This is a genomic window from Phaeobacter italicus (assembly GCF_001258055.1).
GTDB classification, from domain to species: domain Bacteria; phylum Pseudomonadota; class Alphaproteobacteria; order Rhodobacterales; family Rhodobacteraceae; genus Phaeobacter; species Phaeobacter italicus.
Window position 1 is genome coordinate 1 of sequence record NZ_CVRM01000005.1, and the last position, 21,183, is coordinate 21,183.

General features: G+C 60.1%; 20 protein-coding genes. 14 read left to right on the forward strand and 6 right to left on the reverse strand.

The window, feature by feature from the left end:
- Positions 1-634: 634 nt before the first annotated feature.
- Positions 635-1,687, reverse strand: coding sequence for a PAS domain-containing sensor histidine kinase (locus NIT7645_RS01910; protein WP_050685957.1), 1,053 nt, complete (start codon positions 1,685-1,687; stop codon positions 635-637).
- A 232-nt stretch (positions 1,688-1,919) separates the two neighbouring features.
- The gene (locus tag NIT7645_RS01915; protein ID WP_046212186.1) at positions 1,920-2,993 is read right to left on the reverse strand and encodes a site-specific integrase; all 1,074 of its coding nucleotides are present in this window, start codon (positions 2,991-2,993) and stop codon (positions 1,920-1,922) included.
- Positions 2,994-3,101: 108 nt separating this feature from the next.
- On the opposite strand from NIT7645_RS01915, the gene dusA reads away from it, so the two are divergent.
- From dusA to NIT7645_RS01930, 3 genes are all read left to right on the forward strand, one after another.
- Positions 3,102-4,109 carry a tRNA dihydrouridine(20/20a) synthase DusA gene (gene dusA, locus NIT7645_RS01920; protein ID WP_037302274.1) on the forward strand — a complete coding sequence of 336 codons (1,008 nt, stop codon included), beginning with the start codon at positions 3,102-3,104 and terminating at the stop codon, positions 4,107-4,109.
- 281 nt (positions 4,110-4,390) lie between these two features.
- Entirely contained in the window at positions 4,391-5,257 is an 867-nt protein-coding gene (locus tag NIT7645_RS01925; RefSeq protein WP_008560225.1) for a sulfite exporter TauE/SafE family protein, read from the forward strand.
- Positions 5,258-5,317: 60 nt separating this feature from the next.
- Positions 5,318-6,112: a hypothetical protein gene (locus NIT7645_RS01930; protein WP_008560844.1), complete on the forward strand. Its 795-nt coding sequence runs from the start codon at positions 5,318-5,320 to the stop codon at positions 6,110-6,112.
- A gap of 161 nt (positions 6,113-6,273) precedes the next feature.
- On the opposite strand, the gene NIT7645_RS01935 is transcribed toward NIT7645_RS01930, so the two are convergent.
- Genes NIT7645_RS01935 through ccmI form a run of 3 tightly spaced genes read right to left on the reverse strand, consistent with a single transcriptional unit; the run spans position 6,274 to position 8,243 of the window.
- Positions 6,274-6,507, reverse strand: a complete 234-nt coding sequence (locus NIT7645_RS01935) for a DUF1289 domain-containing protein (RefSeq protein ID WP_008559362.1) — start codon at positions 6,505-6,507, stop codon at positions 6,274-6,276.
- A 15-nt stretch (positions 6,508-6,522) separates the two neighbouring features.
- Positions 6,523-6,996, reverse strand: a complete 474-nt coding sequence (gene ruvX, locus NIT7645_RS01940) for a Holliday junction resolvase RuvX (protein WP_008562904.1) — start codon at positions 6,994-6,996, stop codon at positions 6,523-6,525.
- A complete protein-coding gene (ccmI, locus tag NIT7645_RS01945) occupies positions 6,993-8,243 on the reverse strand; it encodes a c-type cytochrome biogenesis protein CcmI (RefSeq protein WP_008561015.1) in 1,251 nt (416 codons plus the stop codon). Before ccmI ends, ruvX begins: the two co-directional genes overlap by 4 nt.
- A gap of 316 nt (positions 8,244-8,559) precedes the next feature.
- Here ccmI and NIT7645_RS01950 point away from each other — a divergent pair, with 316 nt between their 5' ends.
- The 9 genes from NIT7645_RS01950 to NIT7645_RS01990 all read left to right on the forward strand — a co-directional run bounded on the left by NIT7645_RS01950 (position 8,560) and on the right by NIT7645_RS01990 (position 16,636).
- Entirely contained in the window at positions 8,560-9,804 is a 1,245-nt protein-coding gene (locus NIT7645_RS01950; RefSeq protein WP_008562504.1) for a sarcosine oxidase subunit beta family protein, read from the forward strand.
- A gap of 85 nt (positions 9,805-9,889) precedes the next feature.
- A complete protein-coding gene (locus NIT7645_RS01955) occupies positions 9,890-10,219 on the forward strand; it encodes a sarcosine oxidase subunit delta (RefSeq protein WP_008563085.1) in 330 nt (109 codons plus the stop codon).
- A gap of 55 nt (positions 10,220-10,274) precedes the next feature.
- Positions 10,275-13,307 (forward strand): sarcosine oxidase subunit alpha family protein, encoded by a 3,033-nt coding sequence (locus tag NIT7645_RS01960; protein ID WP_008562792.1) that lies wholly within the window; start codon positions 10,275-10,277, stop codon positions 13,305-13,307.
- Positions 13,300-13,866 carry a sarcosine oxidase subunit gamma gene (locus NIT7645_RS01965; RefSeq protein ID WP_008562620.1) on the forward strand — a complete coding sequence of 189 codons (567 nt, stop codon included), beginning with the start codon at positions 13,300-13,302 and terminating at the stop codon, positions 13,864-13,866. Before NIT7645_RS01960 ends, NIT7645_RS01965 begins: the two co-directional genes overlap by 8 nt.
- 185 nt (positions 13,867-14,051) lie before the next feature.
- The gene (locus tag NIT7645_RS01970) at positions 14,052-14,537 is read left to right on the forward strand and encodes a hypothetical protein (RefSeq protein ID WP_008563120.1); all 486 of its coding nucleotides are present in this window, start codon (positions 14,052-14,054) and stop codon (positions 14,535-14,537) included.
- 70 nt (positions 14,538-14,607) lie between these two features.
- Positions 14,608-15,042: a hypothetical protein gene (locus NIT7645_RS19460; protein WP_008562370.1), complete on the forward strand. Its 435-nt coding sequence runs from the start codon at positions 14,608-14,610 to the stop codon at positions 15,040-15,042.
- 181 nt (positions 15,043-15,223) lie between these two features.
- A complete protein-coding gene (locus NIT7645_RS01980) occupies positions 15,224-15,823 on the forward strand; it encodes a superoxide dismutase (RefSeq protein WP_008563207.1) in 600 nt (199 codons plus the stop codon).
- Positions 15,824-15,983: 160 nt separating this feature from the next.
- A complete protein-coding gene (locus NIT7645_RS01985) occupies positions 15,984-16,184 on the forward strand; it encodes a hypothetical protein (protein ID WP_008558763.1) in 201 nt (66 codons plus the stop codon).
- The gene (locus NIT7645_RS01990) at positions 16,184-16,636 is read left to right on the forward strand and encodes a host attachment family protein (RefSeq protein ID WP_008561319.1); all 453 of its coding nucleotides are present in this window, start codon (positions 16,184-16,186) and stop codon (positions 16,634-16,636) included. The genes NIT7645_RS01985 and NIT7645_RS01990 overlap by 1 nt, the downstream gene beginning before the upstream one ends.
- Positions 16,637-16,708: 72 nt before the next feature.
- Here the strand turns inward: NIT7645_RS01990 and NIT7645_RS01995 are convergent, their stop codons facing one another.
- The gene (locus tag NIT7645_RS01995) at positions 16,709-17,257 is read right to left on the reverse strand and encodes an LOG family protein (RefSeq protein WP_037302275.1); all 549 of its coding nucleotides are present in this window, start codon (positions 17,255-17,257) and stop codon (positions 16,709-16,711) included.
- Positions 17,258-17,411: 154 nt separating this feature from the next.
- On the opposite strand from NIT7645_RS01995, the gene NIT7645_RS02000 reads away from it, so the two are divergent.
- On the forward strand, positions 17,412-19,145 hold the full coding sequence (locus NIT7645_RS02000; protein ID WP_050685960.1) for a LysM peptidoglycan-binding domain-containing protein: 1,734 nt from the start codon (positions 17,412-17,414) through the stop codon (positions 19,143-19,145).
- A gap of 119 nt (positions 19,146-19,264) precedes the next feature.
- Positions 19,265-21,073 (forward strand): ABCB family ABC transporter ATP-binding protein/permease, encoded by a 1,809-nt coding sequence (locus tag NIT7645_RS02005; protein ID WP_046212178.1) that lies wholly within the window; start codon positions 19,265-19,267, stop codon positions 21,071-21,073.
- Positions 21,074-21,183: the final 110 nt, after the last annotated feature.

The window sequence follows — 21,183 nt, forward strand, 5'->3', positions numbered from 1 at the left end:
AGGGTGGGTCAAATCTCGGTGAAAATACCGGGTCAGTTCTCAGTGACAATCAACAGGCTGGCGCGCAACAGCGCGCTGTAATGCAGGGAAGTTGGAAAGTGTTGGTCGTATCTTAGCTGACAGGCGCTGATCGGTTGGTTGAGGACCCTTTCTGTGGGGCTTCGAAAAGCGCACGGGAGGCAGACAGACGTTCTTTTCGTAGTTTTATTTCCGCCAGCATTGCTCCGGTTGTTCGACTTGAGACAACTCTCGATGGGGGGGGGGCAAGGTGTTCCGAATAGCGTCAGCTTACGAGACTGCGATGATACCAGATGGTATCTTCAAATGGTTGGACAAAACCAAAGGTCTTGGTTCCTTCTAGCAAAACACGGGCAACAAGGAGAGCTTGGCGTACATCTTGGCAATGGGATGTGCCGACACTGCCTTACTGAACGTCGGTTTGAAAACAGGCTTGGCGATTGTTGTCAATTGGAAGGGGAACTGGTACCTACGAAGATGCCTCCTCTTTGTTTTCTGGGGTTGCTTTTCCGGACAAGAGCGTTGAGCAGCGTTCCTCTCAGCGTTGAGATTGCTCCGCAAATTTCTTGTTCAGAGGACCCGCAGTGTGGTTTCCCACGCTGCGGGTTTTCAGTTTCTATGGTCTTTGGGTTGGCATGGAAAACCTAAAGACGGTCCTGTAGTTGTTCGAGTCCACGGACATCTTTCCGCCATGCGCTTCGGCAATTTGCGAGGCTATGAAAAGCCCAAGACCGAGTCCTTTGTTCTGCTCGCCAGGCTCAGCCATGTAAAAAGGTTCAAAAATCGTTTTCAGCTTATCGGGTGGTATCGGTTCGCCCGCGTTCGCGACGCTTAATTCCAAGCAACAGTCTCGGTGGGTGAGCTCAACAAACACCGGAGAGGTTGCGGCGCCATGTGTGATCGCGTTTGCCAGTAGATTTGAGGCAAGTTGTGCAAGTCTGGTTTCGTCGCCGTATATGAAGTCATCAAAATCGAGCGCTTGGATAATTTCTCGATCTTGGTTTGCCAGCGAAACTTCGTCGATAACTTGTTGAATGACCTCGCCTGGGTTAATCCGCTGCGTTGTGGATACATCAAGGCCGCTCCCGAGTTTTGACCTGGCAAAGTCCATTACATCTGAGATCAGTCCCGCCATCCGATCAACGGCACCATCAATTGCTTCAAGCATCTCGCTTGTTCGCTCCGATTGCTCTTCTCGCTTCATAATGTTGGCTGCCGACCGTATCGCGCTGAGTGGATTACGGAGATCGTGTCCGAGCACTGCTACGAATTGCTCTCTCAGAGCTGCTTCCTGCTCTCTAGACTGAAGTGAGGCGGCATTCTGCTTGGCGACAGAAATGTCTCGTGCACTACAAAAGAAATTCTCTCCTTCGGGCACGGCATTCCATGATAGCCAGCGATACGTTCCGTCTTTGTGGCGGTAGCGGTTTTCAAAATTTAGGATCGGCTTGCCGGTCTTGATCTCAGTAAATGCTTTCGCGTTGTTTGAGATGTCATCCGGATGCAGAAAATCAAAGAAGGTTCTTTCCTTGATTTCTTGCGGCTCCCAACCGAGTGTGTGCTGCCATGCGGGATTGGTTTCAACGAAGAAACCACCATGATCCAAGATGCCCAGAAGGTCGGGTGTCACATTCCATGTCAAACTATGGATTTCTAAAGGCGAACTCATGCTTGCTTCCTCCGTGGGCCGGATGAGTTTTTAAGCTCCATCATATCCTTATTGGCCCTCACGCAATAGCCTAGTGTGAGGCTATGTTCTGCTCGTCTGCCTAGTTGCACGGATATGAGAGGGTGATGGGAGCCACGCTTGCTCAACCATGGCTTTTTGTTTCGGTTCTCAGGGATGTTTGCTCTTCTAACAGAGGGGTGCTTATTTGTGGGGTGGTGAGGCCGTTGAAAATTCAGTTTATCCTGCTGACCCATTTCCATCCTTCAAATTTATCCCCCGTTTGTTGAAGGTGAGTGTATCGCTGTAGGGAGGACCACGAGCGGTGACCGGTTACGGCGGCCGCTTGGGGAATTGAGTAGCCCAACTCGAACAAGTGTGATGCGCCTTCGTGGCGTAGATCGTGGAACCGCAGATCTCTGATATCGAGAACTTTGCAGGCGCGCGTGAACCTCGAGGAAATGGTATCGGGGTTGAACGGAAACACCCGGCCATCAGGGCTGAGAGGCATGGACAAGGCGACGTCCATCGCTCGTTGAGGAAGATCACACCAGACGTCATTGCCAAGCTTTGCGCCAGGATGCTTCATGTCTCGGATGAACACCCGGCCATACTCTGGGTCCAAATCACTGCGTAGGATCCTAGTGATTTCGCTTTCCCTCCGAGTGGAGAAAAGGGCGAAGAGAACAATCTTGTGCATGGGCAAAGCCCGAGGGTTGCTAGCCGTCGCAACCTGAAAATGGTCTAGCAATGCGTCGAGTTCGGCCAGGGAAGGGCGCCTGTCTCGTTTCCTTGACTTGCCGGACAATCCGAGACGGTTGCAGACAACCATCGCATCTTTCATCGCTTGACCGTCTAGTGGAACACCCCAAGCAGGCTTTGCGATGGCGAAAATGGAACTTAGGTGGCTGAGGTAGTTTGAGACAGTTGCTGGTTCTTTGCCAATCGCTAGTTCTTGAGCAAACGAGACGATATCAGGGCTGACGATATCTGCGCACTTCAAGCTCGCAATGTCGTATTCTTTAATGGTTCTGAGTACTTGCGCCTTCGTGCGACCAATCTCCCGTTGGCTCTCGAGAACGTAGCGGTCGATCGCATCTGCCAAAGTCTTGTTTCGCTGCTTCAATGTTAGGAAGTCACCTTCAAAGGCCTTGACCTCCTTTTCACGCTTTTTGATCCAGGCTTCAGCGGCTGATCGCTTCTCAAAGGTGCGGTTGTCGCGAAATCTTTTGCCGTTTCGTTTCAGGTCGATTTGTGCGAGATAGCCGACCGACCCGTCCAAGCGCTTGCGTTCTGTTACTGATCCCATGGTCCCAACATTGCGTAGAACATCCCAACATTTGTTGGGACAACGTGCCAGAATGGGCGAAAATACGCAATAATCAGGTCCAACATTGGCCGTAAAACTGGTGTCGATATGAGCGAAAAGCTAATCAAATCAGATATTTGGAGAAGTTCCCGGTTGTCGGTTGCGCCAATGATGGATTGGACAGACCGCCATTGCCGTTATCTGCATCGCCTGCTGAGCCGGGAGGCGTTGCTTTACACGGAGATGGTGACGGCGCCGGCTTTGGTGCGGGGGGGCGCGTTGCATTTGCTGGATCACTCGGTCGAAGAGCACCCGGTGGCGCTGCAGCTTGGTGGTTCGGACCCGGCAGAGCTCGCTGAGGCGGCGCGCCTTGGGGGGCAGGCGGGCTATGATGAAATCAATCTCAACTGCGGCTGTCCCAGTGACCGGGTTCAGTCCGGGGCCTTTGGGGCGGTTTTGATGAAATCTCCCGATCTGGTGGCCGAATGTGTGGCGGCCATGCAGGCCAAGGTCGACGTCGAGGTGACCGTCAAATGCCGCATCGGTGTGGATGATCAGGACCCGCAAGAGGTTCTGCCGGGCTTTATCGCGGCAATTGCTGCGGCTGGGTGCAAGCGGGTGACGATCCACGCGCGCAAGGCCTGGCTCAAGGGGCTGAGCCCCAAGGAAAACCGCGATATTCCGCCACTGGATTATGACATCGTACATCAGATGAAGGCAGAGTTTCCGGCGCTGCATATCTCGATCAACGGGGGGATTACCTCGCTTGATCAGGCGGTTGAGCATCTTGATCGCGGTCTGGACGGGGTCATGGTGGGCCGTGCGGCCTATCATCAGCCGAGCGATATCCTTTGTGCGGCGGATCCGCGGATCTTTGGCACGGGAGAGGTGAGCGATCCGGTCGAGGTGGTTGCGCAGATGCTCGGCTATATCGACGATGAGATGGCAAAAGGTGCCCGCTTGCATCAGATCACGCGCCATATGCTGGGGCTGTTTGCCGGCCGTCCGGGTGCGCGCAACTGGCGTCGGGTTCTGTCTGAGGGCGCAAGCCGTTCGGGCGCGGGCACCGAACTGGTCGAGGCGGCGCTGCAGCAGGTGACCGGGCAGGCGGCCTGATCCGGCAAGACTGATCCGGCCCGACTGATCCGGCAAGACTGTCGGGGGGCGCCTGTCAGGGGCGCGCGCATTTGGGACAGGGCAGGAAACCGGGGTCACAGCGGCGTGTGACGCAAGAAAAAGACTGCCATGTGCCGCAATCCGGCTATATCACCACAACAAGCAGGGCAGCGGCCCGGCCAGTTGGTCGGGCAGAGGTCGCTTGGCACCGGTGATGGCGGGCCAGCGACGTTGCAAAGAGCAGACCGACAGCGGCAAGATCCGCGCCAGAGGAGACCGAGATGCAGGCGATGATTTCCCCCCTGATGAGCGAGAGCGCAATTGCCATGACGCCGGGGCTGCTGGCGCAGATGGCCGGGCTCTTGGTGGTGACGGGTGCGGTCGCAGGCGTCCTGGCCGGGCTGTTGGGCGTGGGCGGTGGCATCGTTCTGGTGCCTGCATTTTTCTATGTGTTCCAGACCCTTGGTTATGGCGGCGACCAGCTGATGCAGATGTGCCTGGCGACATCGCTCGCCACAATCATCGTGACCTCGGTGCGCTCGGTCCTGAGCCATAACAAGAAAGGTGCAGTCGACTGGGATATCCTGCGCGGCTGGGGGCCGGGGATTGCGGTTGGCGCCATCATCGGTGTGACGGTTGCGGCGTCGCTGCGTTCCACCACGCTGCAGGCGTTGTTTGGGGTGCTTGCGCTGGTGATTGGTCTCTACATGGCTTTTGGTCGTGCAGACTGGCGGTTGGGCAGTGAAATGCCCAAGGGTCTGCGCCGGATTGTCCTGTCGCCGATGGTGGGGTTCCTGTCGGTGCTGATGGGGATTGGTGGTGGCAGTTTCGGGGTGCCCCTGATGAGCCTGCACGCAACGCCCATTCATCGCGCCGTGGCCACGGCTGCGGGGTTCGGTGTGATCATCGCGGTGCCTTCGGTGATCGGCTTTCTGTTCCTGCCCATTGATGCGGCTGCGCGCCCGCCGCTGACCGTCGGGGCGGTCAATCTGGTGGCCTTTGTCGTGGTCATTGCGATGACGCTGATTACGGCCCCCTGGGGGGTAAAGCTTGCCCATGCAATGGATCCCAAACCGCTCAAGCGGGTGTTTGCGATTTTCCTGATCCTTGTGGCGCTAAACATGCTGCGAAAGTCGCTTGGGCTCTGATCGGGCGGACCGCTGGCGTTAGGCTGGCGGCATGGAGTGGTTGAACGTCAGGAGCCGGTGATGCAGTGGCAGCAGTTTTGTGACAAGGGCTGGTGCGCCTTTGGCCCGGATAAGGCAACCGCCGATTGGGCCAGACACGCGCATCAGGCGGGGATGGCCGCGCTGAAGGATCCCGCCAATGCCGACTGGCTGCAATGCGAGGGCACCTGGTTCATCGGCGTTGATGCGTTGCCCAATGACAGCTCCGGTCAGCTGCCCGGTGGCCCGGCCTTGGCGGGGCCCGCGATCGAATTCATCCGCACCCATCTGGGCGCGATACCTCCCTTGCACCGGGCGCAGGTGTCGTCGGTGTTTCCCGGCTATCCGCGCCCCCGTCCGGGCGAAGGCGAAGCGGCGCTGCGCTACCGGATCAAACGGGACGCCGCCCATGTGGATGGGGTCAAGATGTATGGTGAACATCGCCGCCGCAAGGTGGAGGAGCCCCATGCCTGGGTCTTGGGATTGCCCCTGAACCAAGCCAGTGAAGATGCGTCTCCCCTCGTGGTCTGGGAGGGCAGCCATAACATTATGCGCCGTGCCTTTGCCGCCGCCTTTGGCGATACGCCGCGGTCCAGCTGGGCAGATGTGGATGTGACGGATGCCTATACTGCAGCCCGCGCAGAGGTGTTTGAAACCTGTCCGCGTGTGACGGTTTCGGCCAAACCGGGAGAGGCCTATCTGATGCACCGCCTCTGTCTGCATGGGGTTGCCCCCTGGGGCGAGGGGGCAAGCGCACCGGAAGAGGGGCGCATGATTGCCTATTTCCGGCCTGAACTGGCGGATTGGACCAACCGGGACACAGGCTGGCTGGCATAGGTCAGCAAACCTGTCCGAATGTTTCGCGTGCGAAACAATGGGTCAACACGCGTTCCGCATGATTATCAATGTGTTAACAGGCGGTGCTGATGTAACGGGCGGGATTTTCCAGCCCGATCAGCCAGATAGGGCCATCGCGCAACATCAGCGCCTGCGCCGCGTCAGCCACGCTTCAGTCTGGCGCTGCGCCCGCCGCGGCGCTTGGTCAGGTCACTTGCGCGGGCCGGAAGCTGTTCAAGCAGGCTTGCGCGTTCCTCATTGGTCATCTTTGACCAGCGGGTGATCTCATCGATAGAGCGATAGCAGCCGGTACAGATCCGGGCCTCGGGGTGGACCACGCAGATCTGAATGCAGGGCGATTGCACTTCGTCGCGTTTCCAGACGTCTTGGCTCATGTCGTTGTTCCCGCCTTAACCTGTTTTCAGATGGCGCATCCGGTCAAGCGCCCCCTGCAGGATATAGGAGGCTGCCACGTGGTCGATAACCTCAGAGCGACGCTTTCTGCTCGTATCGGCCTCCAAAAGCGCTCTTTCCGCGGCAACTGTGCTCAGACGCTCGTCCCAAAAGCCGATGGGCAGATCCGTGAGCTGGCTGAGATTGCGGGCAAAGGCGCGGGTTTTCTGGCAGCGGGGGCCTTCGGTGCCATCCATGTTGCGTGGCAGCCCAAGAAGCAGCGCGCCGATCTCGCGGGCCTTCACGATCTCAAAGAGCTTTTCGGCATCCAGCGTGAATTTCTTGCGTCGGATCGTTTCCAGCGGGGTTGCGACGGTGCCCATCCGGTCAGAGATGGCAACGCCAACGGTCTTGTCGCCAAAATCGAGACCGGCGATGGGGCTAAGGGAGGGAACGGCGGCCGCGAAGGCCTCGAAGTCGTCATAGATCATTCTGTCAGTCCTGCGCTTTGCGCGGCGGCGGTGATGGGGGCGAGAGCGTCGGGAGTGTCGGCAAAGACCTTCTGTGCCTCGGCATAGATCGCGCGGGCGCGGTCGGTTTCTTGCAGGACGCTCAATGCGCCGATCAGCTGCGCCCATTCCTGCGGTGTGCCGCCGGTGGTGGCGAGCCGGTCAGACAGCCCCTCGACCATGCCCCGGATCATCGCGGCGCGGTCTTCTGCGCTCATGTCCTGTGCGGCGGCGATGTCGGCGTCGCTGGGGCCAGAAATGGCGGGGCCACGGCCAGGAACCGGGGCGCTGCCGGGTTCGATGGGGGTATAATCCACACCGGCGCGGAACGCGATGTCTTCGATCTGGGCGGTGATGGCGGTGACCCAAGGGGCGTTGGCCGGACCCATTGCAAGGGTTTCGCTCCAGACCTCATAGGCGATATCCGGACGGCCAATCTGTGCCATCATCAGCCCCCAGTAATAGCGGGCACCACCGTCGTAGCGATCAAGCGTAAGCGCAGTGCGCAGCGCGTCCTCTGCCTCGGGCGAGACGTAGCCACCGGCGGCCATGATCTGCAGCTCTGCCAGCTCGCCGAAATCGCGGGCCTCTACATCGCCGGACATGATGCGGATATAATTTGCCTTGGCCTGCGCGGCGGCAGAGAAATTGCCAAGGTTGCCCTCGTGCTGGGCCAAAAGGGCCTGACCCTGGGCGTCGTCCTTGCGCGCATTGGCGGTGTCGCGCAGCTGCTGGACAAGTTCGGCATAGCCCGGCTCAACCTCGCGCGGGGGGGAGGCGGGCAGATCTGCCTCGGCTTCGGCCTGGCTTGGACGGTTTGCCGCGCGCTCTGCGGCGGCGGCGATGCGCTGTTGCAGGCCAAGGTCGCTGTAGCCGGGGGCGCCCAGGGTGGAATAGAGCCCGTAGACGGCGCCAGAGACACCCACCACCACCAGAGCCGCCATGATGCTGCTTGCGGTTTTGGGCTGTGCCTTGCCTTCGGCGGCGGCGCGCATCTGTGCATCGGCGGTCAGAATGCGGCGGGAAATCTCGGTGCGGATGCGCTCTGCGTCGCTTTCCTGCAGGACGCCACGCGCCAGATCCTTGTCAACATCGCGCAGCTGTTGGCGATAGACGGCCAGATCATAGGCTGCCGCAGGTCCACCGCTGTCGCGCCCCCGGATCAGAACAAGAGACAGCAGACCGGCTGTGGCCAGGGTGATGAGGCTGATGACAATCCAGAAAGTCATGGGGGCTCCCGCAGTTTGTTCCCCATGTATAGCTGCAGGGGGGCGGAAAAAAGACCTAAACGCTGCGGCGTGCTGTCCTGTTGCTGACAGGGCCGCCGCCCAGAGCGTCATCTGGGTGGTCAGTGGAGTGGCCGTTTGGGGGCGCAAGGGGGGCGGTGATCGGGCCGGGTTGGACCGGCCGGCTGATCTGTAACAGCTTTACGACCGGTTTACGGCGCGCATGTCGCAACCATACATAAATGCGACGATAAACGGCGCAGGCCTGGCATGCGTCTGGGGCATACCCGGTAACAGTCTCGAACCATCGGATTCGCCCATGAAACGTTATTCTGCCTTTGCTGTCGCGCGTGAGGCGCTGCGCTACCACACCGGATGGGAACGCGCCTGGCGCTCTCCTGAACCGAAACGCCGCTACGATGTTATTATCGTTGGCGCTGGTGGCCACGGTCTTGCCACTGCCTATTTCCTTGGAAAGAACTTCGGCATCACAAATGTCGCCGTTCTGGAAAAAGGCTGGTTGGGCGGCGGCAACACCGGGCGCAACACCACCATCATCCGCTCCAACTACCTTCAGGATCCCTCTGCGGCGATCTACGAGAAGGCGCGCTCTCTCTATGAGACGATGAGCCAGGATCTGAACTACAACGTGATGTTCTCGCCGCGTGGCGTCATCATGCTGGCCCAGACCGAGCACGAAGTGCGCGGCTACAAGCGGACCGCACATGCCAACGCGCTGCAGGGCGTACAGACCGAATGGATCGAGCCTGCCCGCGTCAAGGAACTGGTGCCGATCATCAACCTTGAAGGCCCGCGCTATCCGGTTCTGGGTGGCCTGTGGCAGGAACGTGGCGGCACCGCGCGCCATGATGCCGTGGCCTGGGGCTATGCCCGTGCGTGTTCTGCGATGGGCATGGACATCATCCAGAAATGCGAAGTCACCGGCGTGCGATCCGAAAACGGTCGTGTGGTCGGGGTCGACACCACCAAAGGTGCGATCGACTGTGACAAGCTGGGCATGGTGGTTGCGGGCAACTGTTCGCATCTCTCCGAAATGGCGGGTTTCCGTCTGCCGGTTGAATCCGTGGCGCTGCAGGCCCTGGTCTCCGAGCCGATCAAACCTTGCATGGATGTGGTCGTGATGGCGAACACCGTGCATGGCTACATGTCGCAGTCCGACAAGGGCGAGATGGTGATCGGTGGTGGTACCGACGGTTTCAACAACTACACCCAGCGCGGGTCTTTCCACCATATCGAGGAAACCGTGCGCGCGCTGAACGAAACCTTCCCGATGGTCAGCCGCCTGAAGATGCTGCGCCAGTGGGGCGGGATCGTGGATGTGACCGGCGACCGCTCGCCGCTGATCTCCAAAACGCCGGTGGACAACATCTTTGTCAACGCAGGCTGGGGCACCGGCGGCTTCAAGGCGATCCCCGGCTCTGGCTGGGCGATGGCGGAGCTGATGGCCACGGGCCACTCGCCGCTGGCCGAAGAGTTTTCGATGATGCGCTTCAAGGAAGGCAAGTTCATCGATGAGAGCGTTGCAGCGGGTGTGGCGCACTGATGCCGCGCACCGTCGCAAAATTCTTGGAAGAATTTTGCCAGGGATTGTCCAAAATCCTTGGCCCCCAGTTGGAGAGGTCCGCACGATGCTGATCCTTGAATGCCCATATTGCGGTGTCAAAGCCGAAGAAACCGAACTGGCCGCTGGCGGCGAAGCGCATCTGAAGCGTTTTGGCCCCGGTTCGTCGGACGAAGAGTTCCACGACTACCTGTTCATGCGCGAAAACCCCAAGGGCGTGCATTTCGAGCGCTGGCGCCATGCCAATGGTTGCGGCAAGTGGTTCCACGCTGCGCGCTGCACCATGACGCTGGAAGTCTTTGGCACCTACAGTGCCCAGACCACCGAGCCGCCCAAGGAAATCCAGGACAAGATTTCTGAAAAGCGTCCGAACTGGACATGGCGGGATGTGAAATGATCCGCCTGAGCCTCTCTTTCCTTTCTGTCGCCTTCTCTTGCGAAAGGTCCGCCACATGAGCACGCGCCTTGCCAAAAACGGCCGGTTGATCGACCGCTCCAAACAGATCGAATTCACCTTCAACGGCAAGCGGATGAAGGGCTATGCGGGCGATACGCTGGCCTCTGCCCTGTTGGCCAATGACCAGATGATGGTCGGTCGTTCGTTCAAGTATCACCGCCCCCGTGGTCTGGTTGCTGCGGGCCCCGAAGAGCCCAATGCGCTTGTGGGTCTGGGCACCGGCGATCGTTTTGAGCCGAACCAGCGCGCCACCACGACCGAGCTGTTCTCGGGTCTGTCGGCGCAGTCGCAGAACCACTGGCCCAGCCTCGACTTTGACGTGCTGGCGATCAACAACAAGCTTGGCCGTTTCCTGACGGCGGGTTTCTATTACAAGATGTTCATCCACCCGCGTCCGCTGTGGAAACACGTCTACGAGCCGATCATCCGCCAGTCTGCTGGTCTGGGCAAAGCACCGGACAAAGAGCTGAAGGATGCAGACACCTACGAGCACTTCTATTTCTTCGCCGATGTGTTGGTGATTGGTGGTGGTGTGGCTGGTCTGCAGGCTGCCAAGGTGGCAGCACAGTCCGGCGCCAAGGTTCTGCTGCTTGAGCAGCACAACTACTGGGGTGGTCGCGCGCCGGTTGATGGCGGCACCATCGAGGGCATGGAGCCGGGTGCCTGGGTTGAGAAAACCCTGGAAGAGCTGCGCGGCATGGACAATGTCACCCTGCGCGATCGCTGCATGGGCGCAGGCGTCTATGACCACGGCTATGCGCTGGGGTATGAACGTCTGACCGATCACGCACCGGGGCAGGGTGGTCCGCGCCACCGCCTGTGGCGGATCCGGGCCAGCCAGATTGTCACCGCAACCGGTGCGATCGAGCGGCCGCTGTCCTTTGCAGGCAACGACATTCCCGGCGTCATGCTGGCGGCGTCGATGCGCGACTATGCGGTGAACTGGGGTGTGACCCCGGGCCAGAAGGTTGTGGTTGCCACCAACAACGACGACGCCTACCGCACCGCCATTGCGATGCATGGTGCCGGTGTCGAGGTGGTCCGCGTGCTGGATACCCGCGACAGCGGTGGCGGCAGCCTCATGGAAGAGGTGCGCGCATTGGGCATCCGTGTCGAATGTGGCCGCGCCATTGCCAAGGTCAAAGGCAGCAAGCGTGTCACTGGCGTGGCGATCTGCGCTCAGAACGGCGAGGGCGGTGCGCAGGAAGAGGTCGAGGCCGATGCGGTCGCGATGTCCGGTGGCTGGTCGCCAGTGGTCCACCTGTGGTCCCATTGCGGCGGCAAGCTGATCTGGGATGAGGCGCATGCCAACTTCCGCCCCGATCCCGAGCGTCCGCCACTGGGTGCGGATGGCAATGGCTTTGTCATTGCTGCCGGTGCCGCCAATGGCGCTGCAGGTCTTGCCGATGCGCTGCATGACGCGCAGACCGCCGGTGAAGCGGCTGCCAATGCCGCGGGTTTCACCCCCAAGGTTGGTGATGCACCTGCCGCCGAGGCGCCTGAAGAAAACGCGATGGAAGCTGTCTGGCTGATGCCTGCCAAGGCCGACATCAAGCTGCGCATGAAAACCTGGCTGGATTATCAGAACGACGTCAAAGTGTCGGATGTGCAGCTGGCAGCGCGCGAAGGCTTTGAAAGCGTTGAGCACACCAAGCGCTACACCACGCTGGGCATGGCGACCGATCAGGGCAAACTGTCCAACATCAACGGTCTGGCCATTCTGGCGGACTCGCTCGGCTCTGAAATTCCGCAGGTGGGCACCACCACCTTCCGTCCGCCCTATCACCCGATTTCGATGGGTGCGATCGGCGGCGAAGCCCGCGGTGAGATCTTCCAGCCGCTGCGCAAGACGCCGATGTATGACTGGCACGACAGCAACGGGGCGGATTGGGAACCGGTTGGCCAGTGGCGCCGTCCTTTCGCCTATGTCCGCTCTGGCGAGAGCCTGCATGACGCGGTGAACCGCGAGGTGAAGAACACCCGCGACAACCTCGGCCTGCTAGATGCATCGACCCTTGGCAAGCTGGTTGTCAAAGGACCGGATGCAGGCAAGTTCCTCGACATGATGTACACCAACATGATGTCGACACTGAAGCCGGGCAAATGTCGCTATGGTCTGATGTGTTCCGAGAACGGCTTCCTCATCGACGACGGTGTGGTTGCGCGTATCGACGAAGACACCTGGCTGTGCCACACCACCACCGGCGGCGCCGAGCGCATCCATGGACACATGGAAGAATGGCTGCAGACCGAATGGTGGGACTGGAAAGTCTATGTTGCCAATGTCACCGAACAGCTGGCGCAGGTCGCCGTCGTTGGCCCCAACGCCCGCAAGGTGCTGGAAAAGCTGAACGAAAAAGCAGGCGGTGGCATGGATCTGTCCAAGGAAGCGCTGCCCTTCATGGAGTGGCGCGACGGAGAGATCGGCGGCTTCAAGGCGCGGGCCTATCGGATCTCCTTCTCGGGCGAGCTGTCCTACGAGATCGCGGTCGCTGCCTCTGACGGTCTGGCGTTCTGGACCGCGCTGATGGAAGCGGGTCAGGAATTCGGTGTGATGCCTTATGGCACCGAATGTCTGCACATCCTGCGGGCCGAGAAGGGCTTTATCATGATTGGTGATGAAACCGACGGCACTGTCATTCCGCAGGATCTGGGCCTGAACTGGGCGCTGTCCAAGAAGAAGGAAGACTTCCTCGGCAAGCGCGCCCATTCCCGCAGCCATATGGCCGACCCCGACCGTTGGCAGCTGGTGGGTCTGGAAACCGTTGACGGATCTGTCCTGCCGGATGGGGCCTATGCGGTGGGCAATGGCGTCAACGCCAATGGCCAGAAGAACACCATCGGTCGTGTGACCTCGACCTACTATTCGTCGAACCTGGGGCGTGGCATTGCCATGGGCCTGGTCAAGCATGGCCCCAGCCGCATGGGTGAGGTCATAGAGTTCCCCGGCACCGACGGGAAAATCTACAAGGCCAAGATCGTTGATCAGGTCTTTTACGACAAGGAAGGGGAAAAGCAGAATGTCTGATCCTGTCAGCGCAATGAATGGTGCGAAGTTCTCCGGCCTGGCACAGGTCGAGGACAGCGGTCTGCAGGGGATGATTACCCTGCGCGGCGATCTGGCATCTGACACCCTGAAGGCGGCCGTGAAGGCCGCCACCGGGGCAGATGTTCCTGCCAGCGGTCACGTGTCGCTCTCGGCTGAGGGCGGGGTGGCATGGATGTCGCCAGACGAATTGTTGCTGCTCGTTCCTTACGAGGTGGTTGACGCCAAGGTCGTTGATCTGGCAGAGGCACTGAAGGGCGAGCACGCATTGGCCGTCAATGTGTCGGACGCGCGCGGTGTGTTCCGCTTGTCCGGCGATGGCGCCCGCGAGGTTCTGGCCAAGATCTGCCCGGTGGATATGTCGGCTGAGGCCTTCAAGCCCGGTCAGTTCCGCCGCACCCGCATGGCCCAGGTCGCCGCGGCCTTCTGGCTGGACGATGATGGCGCATTCCACATCGTCTGCTTCCGCTCGGTCGCGGCCTATGTGTTCAATCTGTTGTCGGTATCCGCACATCCACAATCCAAGGTTGGCGTCTACTGATCTGCGACAATTTCACCTTGTGTGATCGTAAAGTCTTCGATAATCTGTCCCCGGTATTTCCGGGGGCATTTTACTGTCTTTCGGGGTGTTTTGCCCCATGTTTTTGTGCGCCGCCAGATCCAATAATTTGTGACTGAGAAGGACGAGGCTCATCGCCCGTCCTTTGGACGTGATTTGGGGTCGACATGGTCGGTTTGTCAAAAATCACTTCGCTCTTTGGGGCGAAGGTGGGTGCAGCTTTTGTCCTTGGACTGTCCGCCGGGACGCCTGCGCACGCGCTTGATGGCGAATTCCATTGTGATGTCAAATCCTTGTCCAGTCATGGATGGATCCCAAGAGAGATCCATCTGTCATTCAAGGACGGATGGAAGGGCGAAGTCTCTCACGATGGAAATTTCAGCGCCCTGTCAGGCCAGAAACTGAGCGCGGGTTTTTTCGAGATGGGGCCGACGTCCTATCGGATCAGCTGGCTGATCAAGACACCCTCCTTTGGCAATGGCGGCGATGTCGGAGAGATCCACTACCGCGCCATTCTCAACACTCGCAACATGAAGCTGTCGGTCCAGGTCATCTCTGATGTGGTGGATGTGGATCAGCCGCGTGGGGTGGGCGAATGCAGCCGTTTGATCAGCGAAATGGTGATCGAGGAAGCCGCCGCCGATCAGGGCTAGCAAGACAGGCCGCAATCCAACACTTCAACGACAATGATCTCTGGGTATGATCCGGAGCGGAGCACAGACTATGACTACCAAACTTGCGACCGTTGTGATGACGATGGCGATGACTATGACGATGGCGGCGGGGACGGCGGCGGCCAAGCCAGTGTCTTATGACTGCAAGATGCAGTCTTACGAGAAATACAACTGGATTGCCCCTCGGATGCTGATCTTTGTCGATCACGAGGAAAAGGTGGCGGGTGTCATGGATGGCATCATCGCCTCAGTCAGCAAAACGCCGCTGGTCGTTGATTATGACCCGCGTTCCAAAGAGCGGCTCAAGCTCAAGTGGACCTTGAACAACCTCGACGCTCGCAGTGGCTCGGCCAAGGTCAGCTATTCTGCGACGATGGATGAACGACGGATGAAACTGTCTGTCACGGCGCGGGTTCATGGCTATGACAACCGCCCCTCGGGCAGCGGCACCTGTGTGCGCAGCAACATCCCGATGAAGCGCTGATCCGCCCGGCAGGCGCAGGTGTCGCGGCGTTTGATCTGCGACATCTGCCCAGGGTGGCTGCGACCTCTTTACGAAAAGCCTCGGTTATTTTTTCGGTGTTTCCACGGCTTACCCTTGACCAAAGGGCGGACCAGCCGCATGTATCTGGCCAGGAACGCAACAATTCAGACAGGGGGCCCCAATGGCTTTTGAACTTCCCGATCTTCCCTACGCTCACGACGCTCTGGCATCCAAGGGCATGTCCGCTGAGACCCTGGAATACCACCACGACCTGCACCACAAGGCCTATGTCGACAACGGCAACAAGCTGATCGCCGGCACCGAGTGGGACGGCAAGTCGATGGAAGAGATCATCAAGGGCACCTATGACGCAAATGCGGTTGCTCAGAACGGTATCTTCAACAACATCTCCCAGCTGTGGAACCACAACCAGTTCTGGGAAATGATGGGTCCGGGCGAAAGCAAGATGCCGGGCGAGCTGGAGAAGGCCCTGGTCGACAGCTTTGGCTCTGTTGACAAATTCAAGGAAGAATTCTCTGCCGCGGGCGCGGGTCAGTTCGGCTCTGGCTGGGCGTGGCTGGTCAAGGACACCGACGGTGGCCTGAAAGTGACCAAGACCGAAAACGGCGTGAACCCGCTGTGCTTTGGCCAGACTGCTCTGCTGGGTTGCGACGTGTGGGAGCACTCCTACTACATCGACTTCCGCAACAAGCGTCCGGCGTATCTGACCAACTTCCTTGACAATCTGGTCAACTGGGAAAACGTCGCGTCCCGCATGTGATCGCGATTTGGCACCTCTGCCTTTTGCAGAGAAGCCTTTGAAAACATTGACCCCGACCGCCAGCGGTCGGGGTTTTTTCGTGTCTGATGACAGGGTTCAGGGGGAACAATCCGCGCTCTCAAAGGTTGTGTATATGACGGAAACAGAGATGGAGGCCGCTATGGCAGACCGCGTGAGATCAAAGGATGGTCGTCAGGAGACCAAGGAGATCCTGGGGGCAGAGGGCACCATTTCCCAAGGCGGACGCACAGGGGGCCGACTGGCCCGAGAGGTCGCGACCGAAGACGAGAAAAAGCGCGCAATGGAGCGCCCGGCCGGTGCGACCCGCGTGACAAAATCCAACGAGCAGGAGGATCAGTAATGAGCGGATTGAAACATGGCAGCTACGTTCTGGTGGCAGATAGCGAAAAGGCCCTGCTGTTGGAAAACATGACCGATGCGCAGAACCCCAATCTGGAGGTGCGCAAGAAGGAAGAGCAGGACAACCCGTCCGATATCGAACAGTCTGCTAACCGGCCTGGCCGGATGCACGACGGGGGTGTTGGTCAGCGGTCTGCTCTGGATGACACGGACTGGCACGAACTGGCCAAGGAGCGGTTTGCAGATGATATTGCGGAACTGCTGTACGCGCGCGCCCACAAGGGCAAGCTGGGCCCGATTGTTCTGGTCGCCGCTCCTCAGGTTCTGGGAGATTTGCGCGACAAGCTGCACAAGGAAGTGCAGGATCTGGTGATCGCAGAGATCCCCAAGAACCTGACCAATCACCCGATCGACAAGATCGAGGAGATCGTGACGCAGGAACTGGCTGCCTGATCGCGGCTGAGTTCAACAGAACACGCGGCGCTGTCATGGCGCCGCGTATTTTGTGCGGCCTGCGTCAGGCCGTCAGACATGGGCGCTGATACGGGCCAGCGCGTCCTCTACCGATGTGACCCAAGTCAGAGCGGCAGTGGTTTCCTCGCCTGCAAACCCTTCGCCCACCACATGGTCGATCAGCGCCTTGAGCGGATCCCAGTAGCCATCGATATTGAGCACAAAGATCGGTTTGTGGTGCAGCTCCAGCTGGCGCCAGGTCAGAGCCTCGAACAGCTCGTCCAGTGATCCCGCGCCGCCAGGCAGCAGAACAACTGCGTCCGCGTTGTACAGCATCACCTTTTTGCGTTCGTGCATGGTTTCGGTGACCACATAGGTTTGCAGATCGGTCTTGGCGACTTCGCGACGCACCAGATGTTCGGGGATGACGCCAAATGTCTGCCCGCCTGCAGCCTGCGCTGCGCGCGCGACGCGCCCCATCAGCCCCACATCCCCCGCACCATAGACCAGCCGCAGATCCCGCTCGGCCAGCCCGCGGCCAAAGGCTTCGGCGGCCTCGCCATAGCTGCTGCGAGCGCCATCACGCGCCCCACAGTACACACAGACAGATTGAATACGCATGCTCAGCACCTTTTTTGTTGTGTTCTGCAGGGAAATAGGTCGTCCTTTGGTCCCTGATAGCCACATTGATCGGTTGGCTCAAGCAAGCGGGGGAGACATCCCGCAATATCGGCACACGGGCCTTGTCCGGAAGCGTCGAGAAGGAAGGAACGGAATGACGGATGAAGTGGGCAAAAGCGGCATGTCCGCGACGGCCATCGGTGGGGTCGCGGCTGTTGTCGCGGTGATTGGCGGCGTGATTTATCTGCAATGGGGCGGGGCATCGGACCCGGTCGCACCGGCAGATCAGACGGGCACATCGGATGTTGTGGTGATATCGCCTGCAAATACGGATCAGGCAGCTGCCACGCCAGCAGCCAGCGGGGCAGGGGACGCGGCGGATGATACCGCTGCACAAACCGGCACAGAGACCCCCGCTACGGGTGCGCCTGAAACTGTGGCGGAGGCTGACACAGAGATCAGCGCAGAGCCAGAGCCAACTGCTGAACCCAGTGAAGATGCGGCTGAACCTGCAAGCGATGCCGAGGATGTGGCAAATGCGGATGCGGCGAATGATGCCGCAACAGCCCCCACTGCGGTAGACCCAGATGAAGACGTGGCCGAGACAGGCGCGTCTCTGCCACCTCTTGCGGCGCCGGAGATGGATCTGGCACGCTTTGAAAGCGACGGCAGCGGTGTGATTGCAGGGCGCGCAGAGCCGGGAAGCGAGATTTCAATCCTGCTCGACGCTGCAGAGATTGACGCGCTGCGTGTTCCCGCAGACGGCAATTTCGTCGCCTTTGTCACCGTGCCCCTGTCGGATCAGCCGCAGGTGATTTCGCTCATCGCCCGCAGGGGAGAGGAAGAGCGTGCATCGGATGCGCAGTTCATTCTGGCCCCTGTTGCGCCCGTGGTTGTCGCCGAGGCAGCGCAGGCGCCGGTTGATCCTGCCCCGACCCCAGACACAGAAACCACTGCGGCCGCCGAGGCGGATAGCGCAGAGGGGGCGGCCGAGGCGGCCGTCGAGGTGGCACAGGATCTGGCTGAGGATGTGACCACCGCAGTTGCGGATGCCGCAAATGAAACGGCAGAGGCGCTGGGGGATGCGGCGAGCGCGGTTGCAGCAGAGGTTGCAGAGATCGCGGACAGCGCGGCTGAGCCCGCAGCACCCCAGCCTGTGGATGCACCTGACCCCGTGGCCGAGCCGCAGTCAGCACCACTGGTCGCAGACACCGCCCAGAGCGATCCGCAGCCGGTGCCAGAGACGACAGAGACTGCAGATGCGGGCGCGGATGTGGATCCTGCACCGAAACCCGCAGCCCCCAAGCAGGTCGCCGTGTTGCGGTCTGATGCCTCTGGTGTGCAGCTGGTGCAGCCCGCAACCCCTGCAAATGACGCCCCCGCCACCGGTGTGGCGCTGGATACCATTTCCTATGATGCCGAAGGGGATGTGATCCTCAGCGGACGGGGAGAGGCCGACGCTGTCGTGCGCGCCTATCTCGACAACAAGGCGGTCGCGGATCTTGCGGTGGCAGGTGACGGGCGCTGGACGGGCAAGCTGGCAAATGTGGCGCCGGGGATCTACAACCTGCGCCTTGATGCGCTGGATGCGTCAGGCAAGGTGCTGAGCCGCATTGAGACGCCCTTCAAGCGGGAAGCCCCGGAAGTGCTGGCTCCGGCGACAGAGACGCCCGCCGCGCCAGATGCCGCGCCTGTTGCCGACAGCACCACCCCGGTGCCGCCCGTGCGGGCAATCACCGTGCAAAAGGGTGACACGCTTTGGGCGATTTCGCGAGAGCGCTATGGGGATGGGTTGCTTTATGTGCGGGTGTTTGACGCCAACCGTGACGCAATCCGCAATCCTGATCTGATCTATCCGGGACAGGTCTTTACCATCCCGGAGCAGTGAGACTGCGTTGACGTTTTGCGCCGCCCCGGTGTGTCGCTGCCCGCCTCCCAATCTGGTGGGGCGGCTGGCCAAACCGGGGCGGCGCGCCTATGTCATAGGTCTTGGAACAAGGACATGTGATGACTGACACTGACAAGACAACGGCGCAGGATGAACGCCGATCCGGTCTGCGGACCCTGCGCAAGGTTGGGCCCTATCTCTGGCCCAAGGATCAGGCCTGGGTGAAATACCGCGTGGTGGCGGCGCTGGCGGTTCTGGTGCTGGCCAAGGTGATCGCAGTCTATACGCCCATGCTGTACAAGGGCGCTGTCGACAGCCTGGCCGGTGAAGGCGTGCCGCCGCTGGCGCTTGGGGCGGTGGGGCTGACTGTCGCCTACGGGATGGCGCGGATCCTCACGACCGGCTTTCAACAGCTGCGTGATGCGGTCTTTGCCCCGGTGGGACAGCGGGCGCTGCGCCGTCTGGCACTGGAGACATTCCGCCATATCCACCGTCTGTCCATGCGCTATCACATCACGCGCAAGACCGGCGGGCTGAGCCGCATCATCGAGCGTGGCGTGAAAGGCGTGGAGTTCCTGCTGCGTTTCTTGCTGTTCTCGATCGGCCCTCTGATCCTGGAGTTGACGCTGGTCGCGGTGATCCTCGCGGTGCTGTTTGACATTTGGTATCTGGTGGTCGTTGCGGTGACTGTCGGGCTTTATGTCTGGTTCACCTTTGCCGTGACCGAATGGCGGGTGAAACTGCGCCGTGAGATGAACAATCAGGATACCGATGCCAACCAAAAGGCCATCGACAGCCTGCTGAACTATGAAACGGTCAAGTATTTCGGGGCCGAGGAGCGGGAGGCCGCGCGCTATGACGTGGCCATGCGCGGCTATGCCCGTGCCGCTCTCAAGACGGCCTATTCGCTGGCATTCCTGAACTTTGGTCAGAGCCTTGTGATTACCGCTGGTCTGGTTGCGGTGATGGTGATGGCGGCCATTGGTGTGCAGGCGGGGCAGTTGACGGTTGGCGATTTCGTCATGGTCAACGCCTACATGATCCAGATCACCGTGCCGTTGAACTTCCTTGGAACGGTCTATCGCGAAATCCGCCAGAGCCTTGTCGATATGGGAGAGATGTTTGACCTGATCGAGCAGGACCCGGATGTCACCGACCGGCCCGGAGCGGGCGAACTGCAGGTCAAGGGCGGCACCATCACCCTGAAGGATGTTCGTTTCGGCTATGACAGTGATCGCCAGATCCTCAAAGGCGTCAGCTTGACAGCCAAGGCGGGAGAGACAGTGGCGATTGTGGGCTCAACCGGGTCTGGCAAATCCACGATTGGGCGGCTGTTGTTCCGCTTCTACGATGTCACCAGCGGTGCGTTGTGCATTGACGGTCAGGATGTGCGCGATGTGACCCAGAAAAGCCTGCATTCGGCCATCGGCGTGGTGCCGCAGGATACCGTGCTGTTCAACGACACGATCCGCTACAACATCGCCTATGGGCGCGACGGGGCCACGCAGGAGGAAGTCGAGCAGGCTGCTAAGGATGCCCAGATCCACGATTTCATCCTGCGTCTGCCCGAAGGCTATGACACCCAGGTGGGAGAGCGTGGACTGAAGCTGTCAGGAGGCGAGAAACAGCGTGTGGGCATCGCGCGCACGTTGTTGAAGAACCCGCCGATCCTGTTGCTGGACGAGGCGACATCGGCGCTGGATACCGACACCGAGCAGGAGATCAAGGACGCGCTGACCCGCGCGGGGCAGGGGCGTACGGTGATCACCATCGCCCACCGCCTGAGCACGGTTGCCGAAGCCGATCAGATCATCGTGCTGGAGCAGGGCGAGATCGCAGAGCAAGGCACCCATGATGAACTGCTGGCCCGTGATGGACGCTATGCGCATCTGTGGCAGCGCCAGCAATCGGATCAGGATGCTGCGTGATGAGCGGGGGCATCCAACCGCATCGGGTCTTGGTGCCGTGATTGGCTTTCTTGCAGTCGTTGCAGCACTATCCGGCCCCTGACGCCGAGCACACAAAACAAAAAGCCCCG

What these genes read in the sequence shown, in the direction of transcription:
- NIT7645_RS01910 (WP_050685957.1), bottom strand. Translation starts at nt 1,687, where the DNA reads ATGAGTTCGCCTTTAGAAATCCATAGTTTGACATGGAATGTGACACCC.
- NIT7645_RS01915 (WP_046212186.1), bottom strand. Translation starts at nt 2,993, where the DNA reads ATGGGATCAGTAACAGAACGCAAGCGCTTGGACGGGTCGGTCGGCTAT.
- dusA (WP_037302274.1), top strand. Translation starts at nt 3,102, where the DNA reads ATGAGCGAAAAGCTAATCAAATCAGATATTTGGAGAAGTTCCCGGTTG.
- NIT7645_RS01925 (WP_008560225.1), top strand. Translation starts at nt 4,391, where the DNA reads ATGCAGGCGATGATTTCCCCCCTGATGAGCGAGAGCGCAATTGCCATG.
- NIT7645_RS01930 (WP_008560844.1), top strand. Translation starts at nt 5,318, where the DNA reads ATGCAGTGGCAGCAGTTTTGTGACAAGGGCTGGTGCGCCTTTGGCCCG.
- NIT7645_RS01935 (WP_008559362.1), bottom strand. Translation starts at nt 6,507, where the DNA reads ATGAGCCAAGACGTCTGGAAACGCGACGAAGTGCAATCGCCCTGCATT.
- ruvX (WP_008562904.1), bottom strand. Translation starts at nt 6,996, where the DNA reads ATGATCTATGACGACTTCGAGGCCTTCGCGGCCGCCGTTCCCTCCCTT.
- ccmI (WP_008561015.1), bottom strand. Translation starts at nt 8,243, where the DNA reads ATGACTTTCTGGATTGTCATCAGCCTCATCACCCTGGCCACAGCCGGT.
- NIT7645_RS01950 (WP_008562504.1), top strand. Translation starts at nt 8,560, where the DNA reads ATGAAACGTTATTCTGCCTTTGCTGTCGCGCGTGAGGCGCTGCGCTAC.
- NIT7645_RS01955 (WP_008563085.1), top strand. Translation starts at nt 9,890, where the DNA reads ATGCTGATCCTTGAATGCCCATATTGCGGTGTCAAAGCCGAAGAAACC.
- NIT7645_RS01960 (WP_008562792.1), top strand. Translation starts at nt 10,275, where the DNA reads ATGAGCACGCGCCTTGCCAAAAACGGCCGGTTGATCGACCGCTCCAAA.
- NIT7645_RS01965 (WP_008562620.1), top strand. Translation starts at nt 13,300, where the DNA reads ATGTCTGATCCTGTCAGCGCAATGAATGGTGCGAAGTTCTCCGGCCTG.
- NIT7645_RS01970 (WP_008563120.1), top strand. Translation starts at nt 14,052, where the DNA reads ATGGTCGGTTTGTCAAAAATCACTTCGCTCTTTGGGGCGAAGGTGGGT.
- NIT7645_RS19460 (WP_008562370.1), top strand. Translation starts at nt 14,608, where the DNA reads ATGACTACCAAACTTGCGACCGTTGTGATGACGATGGCGATGACTATG.
- NIT7645_RS01980 (WP_008563207.1), top strand. Translation starts at nt 15,224, where the DNA reads ATGGCTTTTGAACTTCCCGATCTTCCCTACGCTCACGACGCTCTGGCA.
- NIT7645_RS01985 (WP_008558763.1), top strand. Translation starts at nt 15,984, where the DNA reads ATGGCAGACCGCGTGAGATCAAAGGATGGTCGTCAGGAGACCAAGGAG.
- NIT7645_RS01990 (WP_008561319.1), top strand. Translation starts at nt 16,184, where the DNA reads ATGAGCGGATTGAAACATGGCAGCTACGTTCTGGTGGCAGATAGCGAA.
- NIT7645_RS01995 (WP_037302275.1), bottom strand. Translation starts at nt 17,257, where the DNA reads ATGCGTATTCAATCTGTCTGTGTGTACTGTGGGGCGCGTGATGGCGCT.
- NIT7645_RS02000 (WP_050685960.1), top strand. Translation starts at nt 17,412, where the DNA reads ATGACGGATGAAGTGGGCAAAAGCGGCATGTCCGCGACGGCCATCGGT.
- NIT7645_RS02005 (WP_046212178.1), top strand. Translation starts at nt 19,265, where the DNA reads ATGACTGACACTGACAAGACAACGGCGCAGGATGAACGCCGATCCGGT.